We start from the raw sequence: 20,504 nt of genomic DNA, 5'->3' as shown, positions 1-20,504 counted from the left end.
CATGGGTGCACAACCGAATCTCGATGTGTTTGCGACTCTGGCGGAGGCCGTTGGGCTGACGCGCGACGGAGATCTTCAGGGACAGTGGTTTCAGGATCCGCTAGGCCGACCTGATGGGACCCGGCGTGGCTTGAGTTCCATGATGTATCGCGACGATCAGCGTGATGCTCTGATCGAATTTGTAGACGATGTGCTGGGCGGCGCTGAACGTGACTCTGTGGGAGACGCAATCTGGGTACCGCTTTTCAATGATGCTGGTGCCACTATTTTCGTCGTTGTCCAGGAGGCCAGCGACCGTGTGCTGGTCGGATTCGGTATTGAATACGAGAGCGGCGGTCAGGCTCCTTCTGTCGCTGTTCGAGCTCATGTTCCAGTATTCCAGTTTGAGCGTCAGACGACTGTTCCCAGCGACCCCCTCGGGACGGGCGCTGACCCTGAGTGGCTCGCGCTCGGTCAAAGCGGCGCGAATATCGACATATCTCTGGAAGTCGGCATTTCGGTCGAGGCACCGGCACCGGGCGAGCTGTTCATCGGTGGTGTTTACCTGGGACTTCACCTTCCAACCGATCCTTCCGACGATCTGACGTTCAGTGTGGGTTTCCGTCGCCTCCAGTTACCTGGCAGCAGCGCACCGAAAGACTTCGATTTAACCGTTGATTCCATCGACGAACTCGGCGCCGACTTCCTCGAATTCATGACCGGCCTTATCCAGGCACAGGCTGAAGCACTGGATTCAACCAACCCCGCTACGGCTCCGTTCGCCGCGCTAACAGGCTTGGCCGGGCTCAGAGCCGTAAACAACATTCCGGCATTTCCTCTGGAACAACTGATTTCGAGCGGAATTCCGGCGGTAACACACTGGCTTGAATCCATTCTGCTGAATACCGATTCCCGGAATGCCTGGCTTGGACAATGGGCCGAGTTACTTGGGGGCGCGATCAACACCACTCGCAGCTCGATCGAGTTCAGCAACGGCCAGCTAACCGGGTCTGTCGGTTTGCGAATGCAATCGTCTTCGGGCGGCGGACTGATCGTCACGCCCTGGATGGAGGGTTCATTGCGTCCTCAGTCCGGCGCTGAGGTCAACGCTCACCTGGATCTACTAACGTTGCAGACCCTGGCGTCATCCGTCACGGCGTTACCCAATTTGTCGCTATCTGCAGTCTTCGGGCAAGAGGCAGGTCTGGGATCCGGGCTTCTTACGGGTGATCCGGGGCTGGGCTCCGTCAAGGTGGGCTTGGTTCTGTCCGATGGCAGACCCGCTTTTGCGCTGACGGCGCACGATGTGACCCTGGGGGGCGTGAGTCACGAGCTGCTGGACCTCTCCAGCCCCGAGGCTGCACTGGACGCCGCCGATGGTGTGGTTGATACCGCTCTGGTTGCCGCACTGAACAGTCTGGGAAGGCCCGGAGAAATTTCCGCCCTGGTTTTGGGGCTTGATCCGCCAGCCGGTATCAGCGGGCCATCAGCGATTGATTTGCTCACCGACCCGCTGGGCCGGATTTCTGGGTATTGGAACTCTCTGCGAGGGTCCTCGGCATCGATGAATCTCGTTTTGACTGCAATACAGGAACTTATAACTGGTTCTTCAACTCCGGTATCAGTAAGTGGTACCTCAGAAAACCCATGGCAAATCAATCTTGACCCGGTCAATTTTCTTGTCGCTCTGGATGGTGACTGGGTTCATTTCGATCTTCAGGCGAGTGTAGAGCAGGGCGTATTTGAAGGGAAAGCCGCAGAGGTGTTTGTTGAAGCACGCCTGCTTAAAGTAAATTTCAGCAGCCCGGCCGTTGAGTTTTTCAGCCAGGTAAAAGCGGGCGCAAGGCTAAGGGAGTCGGGCGAAGACACCCTCAGGCTGGACCTTGGGCCGATAGACCTCCTCACCCGTTCGATGGGCGTAGCGCTAGGCTGGACTGCATCCGGGGGACTGAATGCAAAGGTGGAAGCGCCGGAACTTCGCGTTGAACTGGAGTCCGCTCAGGATTCCATCAGCTCGACCGTTTCTATACCGGTTCCACTCCCGGAGTTCCATAACGACGGCAGTGTGACCTTTGCGCCAGACTGGGCTGCTATTGAACAGGCCATCGCGGCGCTGCTGCTGCGCATGGAGTCCCCCATAATCAATGTGGGTCTTGACCTGGCAGGCTGGTCGGGCTCGGGCGCACGCCTTTCTCTCGCCACGTTGCTCTCTGATCCCAAGTCCGCCCTTGAGTCCTGGCTCGGGAGTCTTGTCCTCAATTGTGACCATGTCCGTGAAGCCATGGTTCCGTTGGCTTACCTTTTAAGCGGATTCAGGCAGAAGGCTCCACTGGGCACAGGCAATGAGCGGACACCGTTCCGCGCAGCCATAGCCGCCGAAGCCCAGGCACCGGGCATTGCAGTATGGCTGGACCCCGGCTGCGCTATCCCTCATGGGCGTTATGAGCCTGCAGCCGGCTACTTTGACTACAGCGAGGCGCCAGAGCCATCAACCATGGCGGCGGCCCTCAAATCCGCAGGGGCCGCGCTGCCGGATCTTGATGACTTGATGACGGGCAGGAATAGTCTGGGAGATGGTTTCCAGGCGTTGCTGGATCGTCTCACGGGCACCGATGGCCTGCTTGGCAGGCCGGCGTCACTGCCGGACGGCGTTAACGGTGTCGATATACCCGGTCTCAGTTACCGCGAGTTGGTGGCATACGGTGTTCTGAACCTGTTACCCCAGGAGGCGGCTGGTATTGCTCCGGATTCAGTGCTCTATGTGGGTTGCGAGGATATCTGGGCAGATTGTTTCGGAACAGACAGTTTCGACGCCCGAACCGCCAGCGGAAACCCGGTAATTCCGGCCTCGGCTCAGGGCCGCTGGTCAATTTGTCTTCCCGGCTTTGCAGCCGCTGCTTCAGCACGACCTGATCGTGGCGCCGTCGAGGAGCAGGCACACCGGTTGATCACTGTGCTGGAAGATCGTCTTGAACCCGTTACGGTTGTTGCATTTGGTGCTGCAGGTGCAGCGGTCATCAGGGCTGCCAACTCCATAGCCAACATAGAGCATGTGATCACAGTCGGCACGCCGTGGAGCCCGGTTTCATTGAATGGATTAACCTCGGGGTTGAGTGGCGACGCCCTCAGAGTGATTGAGCTCATTCGGCGCCCCAATGAAGAAACTCTTGCAGAAGAGGAAATCGCGGGCGAATCAGGGCCTGTGTTGCAGTTCGGGTATGTCATCGACCGTGCCGTTACTGCAGCAGGGTTTACAGCCGAGCAGTTAGGTGAGCTGCCGCGCGCAGATGAGCAAACCCGCCGCACGGGAATGCCCGTTAATGCCGTGTTTGGTTCACTGGATGCAGACACACTCGAAACCGGAATGGCCGCATTGATTGCGGATGCAATTGAGTACCGGTACGAACAGTTTGAAACGCCCGAGACACCACCGCAAAAGCTTCACCTCGGTGTCGATCTTCCGGTCTTCGACGCGGATCTTGGCGGCGTACTTGTTGGCGCTGGCGCAATTCTGGAACTTGCCACCTGTGACAGGGGAGAGAGCGGTGATGGCTTTGCAGTTCAGACAGAGCGCCAACTAATTGTTGATCTGCACTTTGGCGTTCACGACGGCTGGTTGATCGGGGGTCCGGGTGCGGAACAGGCGGATATTGAAGTGCGCTGGATTTCTGTCCGGCTATATTTGCCCCTCCAGGGCAGCGCCCGGGTTTCGGGCGCAAGGATAACGCTTCATGAGGCCAACTGCTTTGGTGTACGCAAAGAGCGGTGGGTGATCCAGAATGGCGCGGACCTGGCGGATGCCATCCTGCCAACGCCTGAGATCCACCTGATCATGGCCGAAGTGGTCTCGCGCTTGTCATCGGCATCGTCGTCGCTGTCACAACTGTTGGCGGATGTCGGGCTGGTTCAGTCCGGAGGCTATAACCCGGAGGGTCTGGATGAGCTTATTGTAGACGCCGGTTCTGCGGTATCTGCGGCATTAGGCAGTTCTTCTGAGTCCATGGCCAATGCCGTTCGCGCTCTGGGTGGCTTTTCCGGCACAGGTGCTGAAATTTCATGGGCCATCGATGCGGCTAACATTACGGTAAATCTTGACACTCGAAACATCCGGGTGAGTGTCGAACACATCGCGGGGGATTTAGCGCCCATTTCTTTGTCTGTGGCGGTGTCTGCCGCTTCCGCATCCCTATCGGCCGGCCTTGGGCAAATACGCGAAGATGCAGGAGGGATTCGGTTAACAGGAGGCGCAGAAACCGGCTCTGCAGCCGCAAACCTTGGAATCGAATGGCGGTTGCCGGGTGCACCTGCAACCAGAACCATCAACCTGCTCGCGCCAACCCAGCTTGACGAGCTCGCAAGGCTTGGCGCCTCTTTGATTCCCGCAACACTTGTTGCCGGATTCGCTGACCACCTCCGTGACAAGGCGTCTGAAAACGCCCGGCAAGCCATTGACGCCTTGTTGAGCAGCCTCGACTTGCTGGCGCCAGCATCGGAACTCGCAACTCAGAGAATCCTGCTGCCCTGGGCTCTGTTCCTCGACCCGGTAAGCTGGTTGAAGTTTGGAACCCGACAATGGGCCCTCGATCCTTTCGGCCAGGCGGTCCAAACCTTGAATGCACTGGGGCAGCTGCTGATTCCAGGTTTTTCAGGCGATGGGTACGAGCTAAGCAATGAGGTCGCTGTCGGCTATGGTGTCAACGACGGTCGGCTTGAGTTAGCGGTCAACGTAGAAGCCCGCCATGCTCTGGGGCCAACTCCAGTAAGCATATCGGTTGCGGGTGGACTGTCGATTACGACATCCGGTTCGGTTGCGCCCACTATGGCAACGACCGTTTCGTTTGATGGCAAGGGTTTGGCGCTGACTGTGTCTCCGGACGTCCGCATTGACCTGATTCGCGCGGCTCCGGCAGCACCAATGCCTGTCTATCCATCGGGACCGGGAATAGGCGCTCTCCTTTCCACGGGGGCAGGCATGGCCATTCCTGTGGTCTTGAACGCGCTGATTGCCGAGCGCAATGATCCCGCGCCATCGTTAACAAAAGATGTGGCCGCTGCCATTTATGAACTGGGCAGCGCGTTGGATCTGCTCGAATCAGACCAATTCGCCGACGCCAGTATACAGGTGTTCGCCGCCAACCCGGCGGGCGTTCTGCTCGCCCGATTGCCAAACCTGGTGGTGTCTGCCGTTGATCAATTGGCGAATGCCCTTGATCCATCCAGCACTTTTATCAGCGCATCGTCGGTAGGGCCGGGCATCTCCCGGTTGGCTCTGGGTAGTTCAGACCCGGTGGCGATTACGCTCGATGCCAGTGGTTCTGGCCCCGCCATCGAAGTTTCGGCATTCCTGACGATTACCGATGTCGGAACTATCGGGTTTGAGAAGATTCGGTTAAGCGAATCCGGGGTTCAGGTGTCTGTTTCCTATACAGCATCGGGCTTCGATCTTGGCAACGGTCTGATACTGCGACCTGTTGCCCGTGTTGATGCGGGCATATCCGGTTCCGGTTTTCAGAGACTGGCTGCCATTGGCCTGGCGACCGATGGCGTAGGCGATCAATCCGTGCAATTCCGGTGGGCACTAAACCAGACTCCACCCAGAATGGCCCTGGTCGCAAAAAGCGCTACCGGTGAAACCGAGAACACAGATCCCGCTTCAGTTGCCCTGGCGCTACTTTCCCAGGCTATCTCCATGGCGGCCGGCGTTACGCTTGATGCAATGGGCACTCTGGGCAGCGACACCGTCGATGCTCTGCAGAACGTTCTCTTCACAGGCAACTCCGCCACCCTCGACCCAACCCTGTTTGACGACTTTTCAAATGCAGACCGGATGCTGCAGCGGCTGTTCCAGTTAGGCTTCAACCTGGCAGACAAAAACCTGAAGATCACGATCGACAACAAAATAGAGGTCGGATTCACCCTGAATGGGAACCAGGTGGGGGTGTTCCTCTCGTTGCCTGAAGGTGAACGAATAGCGCTGAACAGCAGTGACCCAACGGTGGATCTTGAAGTTGTTGCAAACTGGATTAACTCGCCAGGCATTGCGCCGGGATTATCCATTTTTCTGTTGGAGAAAGTGGACGAACGCCTGGAACTAAACGCGGGGTTCTCACTTGCTGGCCTCGGGGTCCGGGTCGGTAAAAATTCAGGCCCGCTTCTGAACCTGGGAATCATGAGTATCGATGCCATAGGGGTTCATATATACGGCGAAGCCACCTCTGCCGGGCCTGGTGGTGGTGTACAGGTACAACTTGACGGTCTGGCGATTGTACCTTCGGCAGCAGGCGGCGATAACGCGGTTGCAAACACCATTATGAGCGATGCGGGTAATGATGCTTCTCCTGCCGCTCGCCCGGCATTCAGCCCGTCTTTGGCAATTCAAAAACCACCAGGGCAGGGTCTTGGTATTTCCCTTAGCGCTGGAGATCAGCCCGGGCCATGGTGGTTAACCATCCAACGACAGCTTGGGCCTCTGTACCTTGAGCAATTCGGGTTTGACGTAGCCGAAGCGAACGGCACCGTTACCGGCATTTCACTGCTATTCGATGCACGCATCTCCCTGTTTGGCCTGACAGCATCCGTTGACGAGCTCGGGCTGCATTGGCTCGGCGGAGATCTATTTGAACTGAATAACTGGGCTGTCGATCTCCAGGGCTTGGGCGTGGCAGGGGACTTTTCGGGCTTGTCGATTTCAGGTGGGCTTCTGAAAACCGAACTTGATGGAAAGATCGGTTATCTTGGCATGCTGTCGGGGCGGTTTGGTGTCTATGGGCTTTCGTTATTCGGGGGCTACAACGAAGACAATGGATTACCGTCTTTCTTCGTATTTGGTGCCATTCAGGGGCCGATTGGCGGGCCGCCGGCATTTTTTCTGACGGGTATCGGCGGGGGGCTCGGGATCAAGCGCGGCCTCCGTGTGCCCGACGACCTTTCAAAGTTCGGCGAATACCCGTTCATCAAAGCACTGGACCCTTCTGCCAGCGCATCAAGTGACCCCCTGGAAGAACTGCGGCAATTGGCTGCGTATTTCCCGCCGGAACCCGGAAATTTCTGGTTTGCTGCAGGCATCAGCTTTACCAGTTTTTCACTGGTCGACGGCGTCGCCGTTCTTTCAGTGTCCATTGGAAACGGTCTGGAGTTGAACCTGTTTGGTTTGGCGAGATTAGCACTCCCCAGACCACAAGCTGCTCTGGTGTCGATTGAACTAGGCCTATTAGCCCGATTCTCGTCGTCGGAAGGGCTTTTCCTGATTCAAGCACAGCTTACTGATAACAGCTGGCTGCTGTACCCCGAAGTGCGACTGACCGGCGGTTTTGCCTTTGCAACCTGGTGGTTGGGGCCAAATGCGGGCCAGTTTGTTCTGACTCTGGGCGGCTACCACCCCAGCTTCCACCGGGACGGATATCCGGTGGTTCCGAGGCTCGGGCTTCAGTGGCGAGTGACCGATGAAATTGTAATCAAGGGTGAAGCGTATTTTGCGTTGACCTCTGAAGCACTGATGGCGGGTATTGATGTCGAAGTCAGTGCAGATTTTGGTTGGGCCTGGGCAAGGATAGCGTTTGGTGCCTACGCCATTGTCTATTTTGACCCTTTCTACTTCCAGGCGGGAGCCTACGCCAGAATATCGGCCGGCGTCAGAATTAAAACCTGGTTCGGCACTATCCGCATCAGCGTAAGCCTGGGCGCCCAAATTCAGGTGGAAGGGCCGGACTTCAAAGGTAGGGCCACTCTCGAAATCGGGCCTTGCGATTTCACGGTAAGGTTTGGAGGCTCGCGCGAAATCCGGGAGCCATTCATCGTCTGGGATGATTTTGTAGCCAAGTATCTGGAAGAAGCAGGATCGGGCAGGGCGCGAACTCTTTCCGGTATTTCCGGCAAGGGTAGCTTGCCCGCTTCGACCGATGGCGCCAACTCGGCACCCTCCAGTGACGGCAGCCTGGCAAAGCCATTTGAAGTCTTTGCTGAATTTGAGGTCTCAATTGTCGCGTCGGCACCGATCACCGAATTCGATTTTGGTGATTCTGAGGGTTTTTTCGAAGTTGATGGATTACGCGTGAATAAAGTCATCTCACCCAAGCTGCCAGACTCAACGATAGTGACCATGGGTATCAGCCCAATGAATGCTACCGGGCTCAAAGGCACTCTCAAGGTCAGGCTTTCGCGATGGGACGGAGAAGACTGGATAGATGAAACATTGCGGCTGCGTCCTTTAGTTAAAGGAATGGTAGACGAAAAAGTATCCAAAGAAGGTCCTACCTATGGCATGGAAGCCTTCCCGATTGGCGTTTGGGGCACCGCCGAAGATCACGAGTCGTCCACGAGTGCTCTCCCCAAAGGCGACGTTATATTCGCAGGCAGCAGGTTAAAACTCGTCGCTGCGGCGGATATGAGCACTCAAACCGGCCCGGAAATAGATTACTACCGTGTCGAGACAGGCCGCAGACTCCTGCCGTTATCTGCCACCGGCAATCGCCGCCAGAACAACATCGATCGGGGCGCATCCATGGGGCTTTCTGCCAACGTCAACTCTGTGTCTGATGCGTTTAATGAGGCCCGGAAATACCTGTTTGCAGAGGGTGTACGAGAAGTGCCCGAAGGTTTGCTTGCCGTTGGATCACGGAGCACAAAATCCCAGGCCATCTATGAAAGTTCAAGAACCGCACCACCTATGTTTGGTTCCCTGATGGATGGGCTTGAACCATTCAATGCTGAGAACGCCTCAGTAAGCGTGATGGCGACAGGCGCAACCGTAGCTCCGCGGAAACCCGCCAGGCCATTCGTGACTGGTGTCATGACCAGCGGTGCCGGTGTGGCTTTGCGAGCGGTGACCACCTCAGTTTCGGATGGGCGAATCAAGCGCAGGCCTGCACCTTCCATCGAATCTGTGCGTGGCCGCCTGGGTCGTAGTTTGCCGATCAAGCTCAACCTTACTCACGCTCCCTCGCGCATGAGCAACGAGACCGTTGTACTCCGGGGTTCACTACCACACACCAGCATTGCGGGCCTTTCGCAAACGTACCTTGGGGACCGCGTAGGCTCGGGTGCTGGAACCGGCTATGTAAAAGGTCTGGCTTCGGGGCCAGCACCCCAGGCGCCTCAAACCAGCCTTCGACCCGGTGACTTCGTCACAATGCGCTGCCCGGATGCAGCGATTGACACAGGTACTGCCCGTCCTCACCTGCGCATTTCCGGTTTCGCTCGCGTTGTCATGTTGCTTGGCAATGGTGCCGTGCTTCACGACACCACGCTTCAAGACTCGAAACTTGAAGTGCCTGCCCAAACCAGCCTCATCGCGGTGCAGGCCAGCGGAGGCGGCGATGGCCGTGCGACGGGGCTGCAGGTACAAGGCTGGCACGATCAGTCACGACTGATACGGTTGTCCGGACGGTCAGCGCTGGGCGCAGGCTGCGTACTCATACTCAACGGCACCAAAGGCCGCACCCGGATAGGTTGGAACATCGCGCAGGATATAGTGCGCGGTGCGGCCTCCGTTTCAACCTGTTTTGGCTCTCATGTCACCTGCATTGGTGTGGTCCTGAAGGGCGCCAGCTCCAACGCTTTGAATGATGTTGAGGTTGAACTATACGGAGCGACTCACCGAACAGAACCCGTGGAGCCCATCGTGGTTCAGGCCGGCGCCAGATCCATTCTTCTGTTCGATGTAATCCCGGATGGAAAAAGTCCAGGCATTTCAGTTCGCGTCATTCAGGGTGGCGCAAAGGAAATAGCCGGCATGATAGCGGCAGTTTCTGACGCAGATTCTCTTGCAGAACTTGTTGCTGAAAAGGGGTTGCCCGTCACCGTTTCACGCTTACGGGCGGTGTCGGACAAGAGCTGTGATATCGAATGGATTCCGGTGGAGGAGTGAAAGCACATGCCTGTTGGTGAAGGAAAATTCAAGCTTCATGCCAAATTGGCGGCGCCATTAACAGCCGGTTTGTGGCGGCTGAGAGCAGATCAGCATTTCACGGCACAATCCGGGGATACACCGCTCGATGAGAGCGACCTGCGCGTGAATCAGGAAAACGTGCACTTGCGCATACGATCGCCCCGATATCTTCTGCCACCGGACCAGATTCTGTCTACCTACCCACCTGCAAACTCATTCGGGAGCTATGGAAGCCGCTTACCGCAGGTGGTGATCAAACGCCGAACGCTGCCTTGGGAAAGAAGCCTTGATGGTGCGCCAGAAAACACTCCCTGGCTTGCTCTGGTTCTGATTGCCGAGGGCGAAGCAAAACTTGAATCCTCAGTGGATGTGAACAACTGCGTAACAGCGGGTGTGGAACTGAAAGGCCTGAAAGAGGTTGCGAAAGGCAATTGTCTGGTTGCCAAAAGGTCTCTGATTAACAGTGTATTCCCTACCAAGAACGATATTGATCTGCTGGCCCATGCGAGGGAAGTGGACATCCGGGACACTGAATTGATGATGGGTGATGACGATGGGTTCCTCGCTGTCGTGATCAGTAACCGTCTGCCGTTGCCAGGAAAAGACGAAGAAGGAAACGACGCACCAGTTAAATACCTGGCGTGCCTGATTAATCTAGAAGGCCAGTACGATGTGTTACTTAATCGCTCGCCAGATCCCGCACCCGCCTTCGCAACGCCGTTCCTGTTCAAGACCCTTCTGTATCAGGAACAGCCTGCGCAGGATGATCATCGGGTTATGGGAACGGCACTTGCACCCGGAGGTCCGGGTATCAACCCTGTAGATCTGGGTGAACTGACCAATCCGGTACCATTAGCACAAGGAATCAAAGGCTCTCGCAGCACCCGGTACCAATCCGGTGCTGCGGTGGGCGCGGGGGCAAAGCCCTTTGCGGGCAGCGGTCAATGGTCAACATCTTCACCGGTGATCAACACATCGGCGAAAGTTTCCCTGCAGATGGCAGAGCCTTTTCGCATTGTCGATGATTTTCAAATGCATCCTTATGATCCGGAATATCGTTTCCCGGTTCTTTTGCACTGGAGCTTTACCACAACGGGCGATACCACTTTCCGTTCCCTGATGACCAACCTTGATTCCCGTTTGCTTGGCGACAAGGGCGGTTCTGCAAAGCCTTCAAATGGGCGGCTTCCCCTTGAAGTTGCCGAGAGCGGACATGTCGGGCTGGGGCATCAGACACGCGAAGGCGACCGGGTACGGGCCTGGTATCGCGGTCCTCTGGTACCACACCCTACGAAAAACACCGGCTCTGACAGGCTGAAGCTTGCGCATAGTTCGGACCAACTCAGGATCGTTATCCCCGATGGCCGCGAAGACCTCTCGCTGGCAACGGCCTTCGAAATCGGGCGATTACTGACGCTTTCGCAGCCTTCCATTATTGCCTCACTGATGCGCTGGCGTCAGGCGGATTACCACGCGGCACGTCTGCATTCGCTAATGGCCAGTAACCGAAGCCTTTGGGAAGAGATGCTGGGTGTCAGTTTTGAAAAGATCGACGCGCATAAAATTGGCCCCCTGGTAGGCCGGTTATTTGCAGACGCCATCGTCAAAAACCCGGATCAGTTCCTTGGCAACCCCCTAGCTCGTGTTACGCCCGGTCGACCGCTGGAGTTCGAGGGCAAGGCAAGCGCCGTGCTGGCGCGAGGGCTTGGGTTGGAAAAGTCTCTTTTTACCGGGAATCTGAGCAAGGTACTCAATGGGCTGCGTGATGCCAAGATTCCGAGGGACGACTTGCTGTTAAATGAACTGGGGCTCGTCGATGTTCGGGACACCCTCGGAGTGGATCTGGACAAACAAAGGATCGATCTGGTTTCCGGTGCGCTTTCAAACAAATTACTGGACGACCACCTGACGGGCCCGGCTTTCCCGGTGACAGAACGCTTAAGGGTAGACGTCCTGAACGACAATCTGGATGTAATCCTGCGTGACCCAAGGCGTCATGGCTTCACGGATGAGGACGAATCATGATCAATATAAGCAGCGATATTCTTGAACACCTTGGCGCTGAAATTGTAAATGCGGAGCGTCGTCCCTTTACAGAATTCAAGCCTGACGAAAACACCGCTATGCCGGCAGAACTCAGAAACTGGCTCGTTCGGCTGCGGTTACTGGAAGGTGTGCCTTTTGCCAACCTGGTTGCCGACAGCGAACTGCTTCCACAAGAGTCAATTCGCTGGTTTTATCTGGATCGACGTTGGACAGACGCCGTCGTGCAAGGTGCGCTGAGTGTCGGCACCGTGAACAGCGACGACCGAATACAAATCGATGCCCAGTACCCCGCTATTCGCGCAGAGCTGGATACCGAGGAACGGAATGTTCGACGAGTTGAAGGCATGGCCAGATTCGCAGGGCAGCCAGGCCCCATCAGCGGCTTTCTTTTGCGCTCTTCGGCCGTATCCGGCTGGCCAGGTTTTCATGTCCGTGCATTCAATGTCGATCTGGAAGACCGCGAAGATGACCGATTCCCGGAGGAGGATCCCCGTCGAATGCGACTGTTGCGCCTTGAACGTCTGGCCCCGGCGGTGTTGCTTTGCATGTTTGACGGCATCCCCAAGGTCGTCCACATCGAGGAGCCAAGACAGGGCGTTCAATTCGGATTTATGCATGAGGACAATGGCAATCAGCGCTCTGCCAAGCTGCGCCCCCGTAACAAGGATGACTTTGAATACCTTGATGAAGATGGCGCAAAGGATATAGACGTTCCTTTCCGGGTTGGCTCATCTGGCGTGGTGGATATTCGCCGTTTGTCTGAAGCCCTTGCGGCACATGATGAGACAGGTGCCAACGATGACGGTCTGGACAGTGCCGAATACGCTCTCCAGCTAATCCGTTTTCCATGGCGACAGGTGTTTGGCGAAGTTCAGGTGCCGCCGGTCCATGAAATGTTCCGGCCTTCCATCGAGTATGTGTCGATGGTCAATACCACCTTCAAACTGTGAGGCCGGCCATGTTTAAACACTTGCTCAAGAAGGAAACTCTCACCAAGGCCGTTTTCGACGAACGCTGGGCATGGCTGGTCAGGGCGAACACAGACTTGGGTTCTGTTACAACCTGGGACCCGAACCTGCGCCGAAGCAAACGAATACTGGTTCCCATTGATGTTCAGGCCTACGTCGCCAATGAGGGCAACCGGGAAACCCTGGTACCCGTGACAGGAGGGCCGGGTGATCCATTGCCGTTTGCCGAAGGCACGCTGCCTGAGGCTGGCATACATCTGCACTGGGCGTTACCCGATGCGTTGCTCAGAGGCGGCGATTCGGCAGCAGGCGGCGAGCTTGAAATGACCGAACTTCCCGACCGCTGGGTGGTTATTCGCTCGCTGTTTCCTGTGGGCATCAAACGACCCATGCTCCGGGGCTGGGTGGTGGATTCAAAGAAAGGATCCGTAACACCACTGGACCAATATAGTGGTGAAACCAATAACAATGAGGATAAACCGACCTTCGGCCAACTCGACGGAACTATTGGCGGGTCGCCCCTGTGGACAGCGTCCTACCAGGCGAGTGCAGGGCGGTTTGGCTTTCACGATGCCCTGGAGGATCTGCCCAGCCTGAAGAAAGTTGCAAAGGACGGCTTCGAGAAAAACGTGGCTACCTACGTGGTGGCAGGCTGGCATACCGACAGCAACAAGGACCCCCTGGCTGTCGGCAAGGGGGATCTGCTGGATGTATTGTCGGAGCTTGGCTGGCAGCTTGACCCGGAGGCCGAACCGCCCGGAAACGAGCCAGACCTTGCTGTTGCAGAGCGGTTACTCGCCAAGGGCAAGTTAAAGCAACCGGCCGAAACAACACCCACGAAAATCGTTGCCCGCGGCAGAGAAGAATCGTTCACTTACATTGATGTTGTCCCGGACATGGCTCTGCCGGTTTTAAAAGCATCCAAAGTTTTGATTGCTCAGAAACCACCTGAATTTCTGTCGCTCTTTCACGGGATGATCACCGGTGTGCCCGTGGATGCATTGCTACCAGACGCTGATGAGCGGCCCAGAAAGGCGTCGCTATCTGTTTCTGCGGGTTTTGATACCGACGACCTGGTTACAGCTCTCGGTGCTCAAACGTTAGGAGCCAGCTTGTCTCAGCGGCGTGCGGCAGAAATGATAGCGGCAGCTTTTACCAGCGATCTGATTGACAGGATTGGAACCCAGGATGGCCTCAGGGATATTGCCGAACGCGAGCACAATGACATGTTCAGCTCCTTGCCCGGAAAGCCCTTGCCGGCAGCGAAGCTCGACCACCTCAGAGCTGAGGACTCCGCATCGGTACATGCCACCACAGTAGGCCGAAAAGGCCGGGCGAAACTCGGGCCACAAAGCAATGATAAAAACCTGAGCCCGGTGCCAAAATGGCGGGACAAGGTGATCTTCCGGCCGGCAGGCAAAAAATCCAGCGGAAACGCACGCAATATTGAAGAAAAGTCGGCTAAAACTGTGCCAGGGAACCGTCGAACCGTGGAGCGGCCAGCCCCCAGAGTATTTATCCCTCAACCGCCCTCTATTGCCATAAAAGGGGCCCGACCCAGCCTGCGTCACCACTTCGATGGCTTACACGACGATGAAGGCCGTTTGCGGTGCCGTTACCCGAACGAAGCCCAAAAAGGTATCGCAGGCGTCGTTAAAGCCCGCGACCTTGTACCAACTCTCGGGTCGGGTGCCATTCCGCCAGAAGTTTTAACGGTCGTGCGCGAGGCAATGGTGCTGAATCCTTATTGCAGCCGATGGCTGGCCAACGCTGCTGCGGACGAAGAAGCGAATCAGGTTCAGTATCAGCATCGCATCGAAGGTGAAATGCTACGGATGTTTTCCATCGATGGGCGTTACGATGGGAGTGGGGTATACACGCTGTCCGAGAGCGAACTCAGTCCGCAGGCACCGGGAGAGGAAAGCTGGCGCTCTGTGTCTTTTTCCCGGACCGCGTTGAAGAAGCAGGCCGCGGCCGAACTGAGCCGTGCTTCATACCTCCAAGGCTCCAGCCCGGACCCCTTGGGGGTGACCGCATGGCGGCAGCCCTGGGTCCCCCTATGGCTGGAGTGGCGTGTAGAACTGGAAGGATCGACCCGGATCAGCGATTGGGAGCTTGGCCAACTGGAGATGATTCGTCGTGGCGATTCGGCTGACATCCAGTTGGTAGAGATATCGGGCCGCAGCCCGGTCAACAGGGGGCTTGGCACAGCACTTCATAGCGGCATTGAACGGTGGATAAAAGCCGAACAGGAACGTGAGGCCACCAATGAGTCACTCACTGTGTCACAGCAAAGTTCACTCGAATCACTGGCGGATTTTCTGGAGCCACTGGATCTCGCTTCAGCTTCGTTAGACGGAGTCCGCGAACAGCTTTTAGGGCTTAACTATCGCGGCGGTTTTTTCTCTGCCCCCGAAGCCGACGATCGCCCGGAAGTAGTTGCAGACCCACTGCCGCTGTTTGGTGGCACTCTCAAATTCAGCGCACTGCGGTTGGTGGATGCGTTCGGGCGAGTTCTGGATGTGCCCACCAACAACATCCACACGATTACATCATTAGAAATCAGCGACGAGCCCTCGTCCATGAAGATGTCGGCAAGGATACAAGGCGGGGCGCGCTGGCTGTTTCGTCTGGTTGACCCTGCCTACCAGGGCGAGCCTTTGCTCGCACCGGAAGCCTTTGTTAATCAGTTGGAGCCGGATCTGGCGGTCAATCCTGTCGCCGGCTTCCTGCTCAGCGATCACATTGATGAATCGCTGGAGGTGTTTGATATTAAGGGAAATGCTCTCGGCCAGATCAGCCATCATGAACTCACGGGGGCCGTGCGCTGGGAACCTGCACCGGGGCGGCCACTACCGCCGGGAGCTGGCCCCATGGCAGAGCTTCCGCCCAGCGCCACGCCTTTGGGCAAGCTGGCAGCCGGCGTTATCCGGTCAGATGTCCGGCAGCGCGACGGCAAACTTCCTCACTCGGAAAGTTCTCTGACCGCGCTTCTCCGCGCAATCGACACCACTCTCTGGTCAGTAGACACCTACAGTACGCTTGGGTCGGCAACAGTCGCCGGGCTGGTTGGCCGCCCGATTGCCGTGGTGAAGGCAACGTTAAGGCTCGATATTCCTGATGATCTGGATGACGTTCGGGTTGACTCGGAAGAAACCGCGAAAGCCAGGCGCGCAGCTTTTGACGCCTTACGGGATGAGTCTTTTCCTGTGCGTTTGGGCGACTTGCAGAGAAGCGACGATTCGTTGCTGGGTTATTTCATTGACGACAATTACGACCATTTTCATCTGGTCGACAAATCCATAGCCGCTCTCGCCCGGGATTCCGGTCGCCGTCGTGGCCAGCTTGGCTTGCTAGGCCAAGTCCACATACCCGATGTTCAACCCCTGGATCACCCCTACTTGTTCAGCGACGACACGCTCTATATCCGACCCGGGCAGTCATATCGACTGACCTTGCTGATGCTTCCAGCGGGCAAGGTAAACCTGACGTCGGGTGTATTGCCCAGAAAATCCCTGGCGCTGAACGATGCGTGGATCAACCAGGGGCTGAAACGTGTTATTCCCTCAGTAAGAGTAGGGCCGGTGCTGGTGGACCCGGAGGAAATCAGACTGCCGAAGGTGAATCTGTTGGGAGATCGACAACAATTCACTAAACGAACGGGGCCGCTGACATGGAGAGATGATCCAATCGTGTCTGCGAGCCAATCTGCCTTGTTACCGCGCATGCCTCATGAATTTCAGGAAGGCTGGATTCGCATAATCGAGGAGGATGAATCATGACCAACGCATCCACCGATCCTCGCATTTCCGCGGAAAAAGCATGGAAGCGCAGGCGAGACAGGAAAGCCAAAAAACAAAAAAATTCAACGGCTCGAGATGCCTTTCTCGAGGGGAGTACAGGTTTTGTAGACCGCCAGGCCCTGTCGGCGTCGTTAAGTGCATTCATGTCACAGGCGGGAATTGGCGAATTTGATGAGCCTGGTCGAGCACCGGGGCCGTCACCGATGGCTGGGCCTGCACCCATGGCGTTTGCCGTTAATAACTCTAATCGCTGGGTCCCCATAGGTCCCTCGGTTGTCAGGCAAGGGCAAGCGAATGGACGCCCCAGAGTATCCGGGCGAGTCCGCGATCTGGCCGTCAGCCCCGATGGCTTGCGGGCCTATGCAGGAACGGCCAAAGGTGGCGTTTGGTACACTGGCGATGGCGGCGCAACCTGGGAACCGCTTGGTGGCTGGGCCAATGAGCCGAGACGAATGGGTGGCCATACCAGTGCTTTTGCTACCGGCTGTCTGTTGGTGTCATTTGGTGCCGATGCGGTAGCTGATTTTGTGATGGTAGGCACAGGGGAAATTGGTGCGGCCCAGGATTCGGCTGGCTCGGCACCAACCCTTGGTATGGGCATTCTCGCGGCCTGGGGTCCAGCACATACGGCTTTGAATGCTGATCCTTGGGAAACGATAACCGGCATCGACAGGCTGGAAGGTGTTTCTGTTGTTCGTATGGTAAGAGTCCCTGGTGCAGTCGCCGGTTCGGATACAGATCAGGTTATCGCAGCAACATCCGGCGGCTTGTTCCGGGGCACACGATCCATGGTAGGTGCCAATCTGGCCTTCGCATGGATCCCGCTGCAGTTCCCACCCGCACCGGCAGTGCCGCCTGCTCGAGGTGTTGCGATCCAGTTCGTCGACCCCACTGATCTCTGCTACGTAGGCAATCGGCTGTTCGTCTGTTTCAGCCACACAGGCGTTGCCTTCTCCGATGACAACGGCAATAGCTTTTCCTGGGCAACGATGAACTTTCTACCGCCCCCGGCAGTGCCTGTGATCAGTCGCCTGCTCGGCCGAATGAGCCTCGCCGTAAACGACGATAACAACCGAATCTACGTGCTGGGCGAGGTGGATACCAACCCTTTCGCCGATAATTCCCCCCTTGTTGCTCACGTCTGGCAGATTGCGAATCCCGGTGCGATTGCGCCCGCGGTGCCCAACGCTACCCCACTCAACAATGTGCCCACCACGGCTGATCTCTGGCCGGGACAGCGGGATTATGACCAAGCCATAGTGGTTACTACCCGGGCATCCGACAGTTCCCCTCCGGCCAGAATCGACCGCGTCTACATCGGTGGATCTCTCATCTGGCTGACAAACTGGAACGCCTCTATCTGGGCCTTTGATGTCAGCGGAAACAATCTGATTCCTTCGCCGGGCGTTTCTGATCAAATCACCAACACATCCGAGGGTCCTGTGGGACCGGGGCTCATTGGCCACACAGTTCACCCTGACGTTCACAGCCTGCGTAAGGCCAACAATCCCGACGGAACGAACCAGATCTGGGTAGGATGCGACGGAGGTGTGTTCGTTTCCCTGCGTAACGGACAAATCAACACATTTGCAGCAAAGAACGTGGGGCTAGCCTCCATCGAGTCGGTATTTTGCGCAAATCACCCGACCTCCAGTCACTTCGCGATGCTGGGCTGCCAGGACAACGGTCGACAGGTGAGGGTAGGCAGCACAGTCTGGGAAATGAAAACGAACATGCAGGGCGATGGCGGTGGTGTCATTTTCCATCCGGTGCAGTCGCATTATGTGATGGGGCAGTTTAACACTGCGGACTGGGCTTGTGATCCTTCCGCAAGCTACGTGCCGCCGTGCATACCCCCGAACCCGCGTGACCCGACTGGCAGTGACGCAGAATTCGCCGCCAGTAATTTCTATTCAGGCATTGCCGCCATTCGTCGTGCGGCGGGAAACCTTGGCCGAATTGCCTTGGGCACCAACCGGGTCTGGATCACGGATAACCTGGGAACCCGCAACCCCAATATCTGGAGAGTTCTGGATGCCAGCGCGGCCGGCGGGTTTGTACAGGCCCGAGATCCACGCACGGGCGGACGGGGGCCCAGCACACCCGCAAACCTGGCCTTTGGCGTGCCGGCCGGCGGGCTTGGGCCAATTGTCACGGTGAAATGGGCAGATGAACGCACGGTTCTTGCACTGTTTAATCAAGGTGTTGTCCGATACCAGGAAAGCTTAGACAATCCCGGGCGCTGGACGTCGACGATCTTGCTATCGCCGGCTACGCTGGCTCCTGCTGCACCATTGGTCCTGCCGAAAGCAACGTTTTTTACAGATATTGAACCGGTGCCCGGAACGAGCGATTTCTACGTTACGGGAACCGGCCAGACCAGCCAGTGGACACCTGCAATCCCTGCTTCGCCCCCAAATGCCGCCGTGGCTGCGGTTCCACCGGATGTGGCTCAGGACACCTGCTACTATTTTGACAATGCCGCAGGCGGATTTCGCCTGACCGGTCTGGGGCAGGTCCTGCCGCCAGTCCCGCCGTTACTGAACGGTCCCATCGATCCGGCGTATTCGGTTGTTGTCGATCCGGCCAACGCCAGCGCCGTGTATGTGGGCACCGCGTCAGCGGTTTGGCGTGCCACCAAAATAGCCGGTAACGCTCACGGCCCATGGCAACTGTTTGTGAATGGTCTGCCAGAATCCACCGTTCAGGACCTGACTGTATGGACTGATCCTGCCGGCGCAGCAGGCTCACCCCGCCTTCTGCGAGCGGCGTTGCAATCCCGTGGCGTATGGGAAGTAAACCTTGCAGCCGATGAACCGAGCCGCACTTATCTGCGGGTACACGCCCGGGACGACCGCCGGATGTTCCCGACACCGATGCAGAATCCCAGGCGGCGGCCAGGCGCAACAGCAGAACCCTTTTTCGCCAGCCCCGACATCTGTATCCGCCCCGAGGCACCGGTTGCAACCCCGCCGTCTTTCCGTGGTTCCATTCTCCGGAACAGCAATCTTCGCTACCAGCTTTGGACATTCCAGACGGCTTTTCGTTGGATTTATCCGAGTGTCATTCCCAATGGCCAATGGAGTGACCAGTTTGGTGACCTGGTGGAGAGACACCGCAGATTGCTAACACTTCCAGCGCCCGGATCCCGGCGAGTAGATGCTGCGTTATGGACAGCTGTGATGGCCAATGCTCAGGATGAAAATGGCGCTCCCGGCGTTTATCGGGCTCCCTGGCAAAACGCAGCAGTCCCCGATCTTCCAGGTTCTGAAATAGACCTGATGGAGACCGTAGTGCCGCAGCGAGATACCAATAATGTTTGGCGGGTTTTTCGAGAGCGAAGCACTGTGGACGTGTTATTGCATCACCGTGACACAAGGCCGGTCGCGGCTAACGGTGCGTTCGTTGTGCTTTTGTGGCGCTCTGATCCGTCCCAGAACATTTTGTTGGCAACCGATTGCTCCGATCTCATCCCCTTCGCCAGGAGCCTTACCGGCGGCGCGCCACAGCCAATACCAGCGGGATGGAATGTGCCGCTTGCCGCTGACGGCATGCCTCTGCACAGATTGCAGGTTCCACTGGCTGCGCGTATGCCACGTGCTGTCTCTATCAACATTGACCTCTCAGCAGTGCCCACCGGGCACCGCGTTCTGCTTATAGCGATCGCCGGATCAACAGCAGATCCGTTTTCGGCAGTTCCCGCTGGCGCACTGGAGCGAGTGGAAAACCTGGTTCGGCATTGGCCGCACGCAGCAGCTCGGGTCATCAGTGTCTGGCGCAGGCCCGGAACCCAACTCTTTCCCTGAGTTTTTCTATTTAAAG

The 20,504-nt window shown here is 57.0% G+C and carries 5 protein-coding genes; all 5 read left to right on the top strand.

Annotation, left to right across the window (positions count from 1 at the left end):
• Position 1: 1 nt before the first annotated feature.
• Genes Q4606_RS11530 through Q4606_RS11510 form a run of 5 tightly spaced genes read left to right on the top strand, consistent with a single transcriptional unit; the run spans position 2 to position 20,488 of the window.
• Positions 2-9,844: a DUF6603 domain-containing protein gene (locus Q4606_RS11530; RefSeq protein WP_303607615.1), complete on the top strand. Its 9,843-nt coding sequence runs from the start codon at positions 2-4 to the stop codon at positions 9,842-9,844.
• 6 nt (positions 9,845-9,850) lie between these two features.
• Positions 9,851-11,890, top strand: coding sequence for a hypothetical protein (locus Q4606_RS11525; RefSeq protein ID WP_303607614.1), 2,040 nt, complete (start codon positions 9,851-9,853; stop codon positions 11,888-11,890).
• Positions 11,887-12,861 (top strand): hypothetical protein, encoded by a 975-nt coding sequence (locus Q4606_RS11520; RefSeq protein ID WP_303607613.1) that lies wholly within the window; start codon positions 11,887-11,889, stop codon positions 12,859-12,861. Before Q4606_RS11525 ends, Q4606_RS11520 begins: the two co-directional genes overlap by 4 nt.
• An 8-nt stretch (positions 12,862-12,869) precedes the next feature.
• Positions 12,870-16,661 carry a hypothetical protein gene (locus tag Q4606_RS11515; protein WP_303607612.1) on the top strand — a complete coding sequence of 1,264 codons (3,792 nt, stop codon included), beginning with the start codon at positions 12,870-12,872 and terminating at the stop codon, positions 16,659-16,661.
• Positions 16,658-20,488 carry a hypothetical protein gene (locus tag Q4606_RS11510; protein ID WP_303607611.1) on the top strand — a complete coding sequence of 1,277 codons (3,831 nt, stop codon included), beginning with the start codon at positions 16,658-16,660 and terminating at the stop codon, positions 20,486-20,488. Before Q4606_RS11515 ends, Q4606_RS11510 begins: the two co-directional genes overlap by 4 nt.
• Positions 20,489-20,504: the final 16 nt, after the last annotated feature.

Origin of the sequence: Marinobacter sp. 1_MG-2023 (genome assembly GCF_030549045.1) — a bacterium.
Taxonomy (GTDB): Bacteria; Pseudomonadota; Gammaproteobacteria; order Pseudomonadales; family Oleiphilaceae; genus Marinobacter.
This window is presented reverse-complemented; position numbering and strand designations above follow the sequence as displayed.

Bases quoted from the DNA above. Each gene is read 5' to 3' on its own strand.
- Q4606_RS11530 (WP_303607615.1), top strand. From the start codon at position 2: ATGGGTGCACAACCGAATCTCGATGTGTTTGCGACTCTGGCGGAGGCC.
- Q4606_RS11525 (WP_303607614.1), top strand. From the start codon at position 9,851: ATGCCTGTTGGTGAAGGAAAATTCAAGCTTCATGCCAAATTGGCGGCG.
- Q4606_RS11520 (WP_303607613.1), top strand. From the start codon at position 11,887: ATGATCAATATAAGCAGCGATATTCTTGAACACCTTGGCGCTGAAATT.
- Q4606_RS11515 (WP_303607612.1), top strand. From the start codon at position 12,870: ATGTTTAAACACTTGCTCAAGAAGGAAACTCTCACCAAGGCCGTTTTC.
- Q4606_RS11510 (WP_303607611.1), top strand. From the start codon at position 16,658: ATGACCAACGCATCCACCGATCCTCGCATTTCCGCGGAAAAAGCATGG.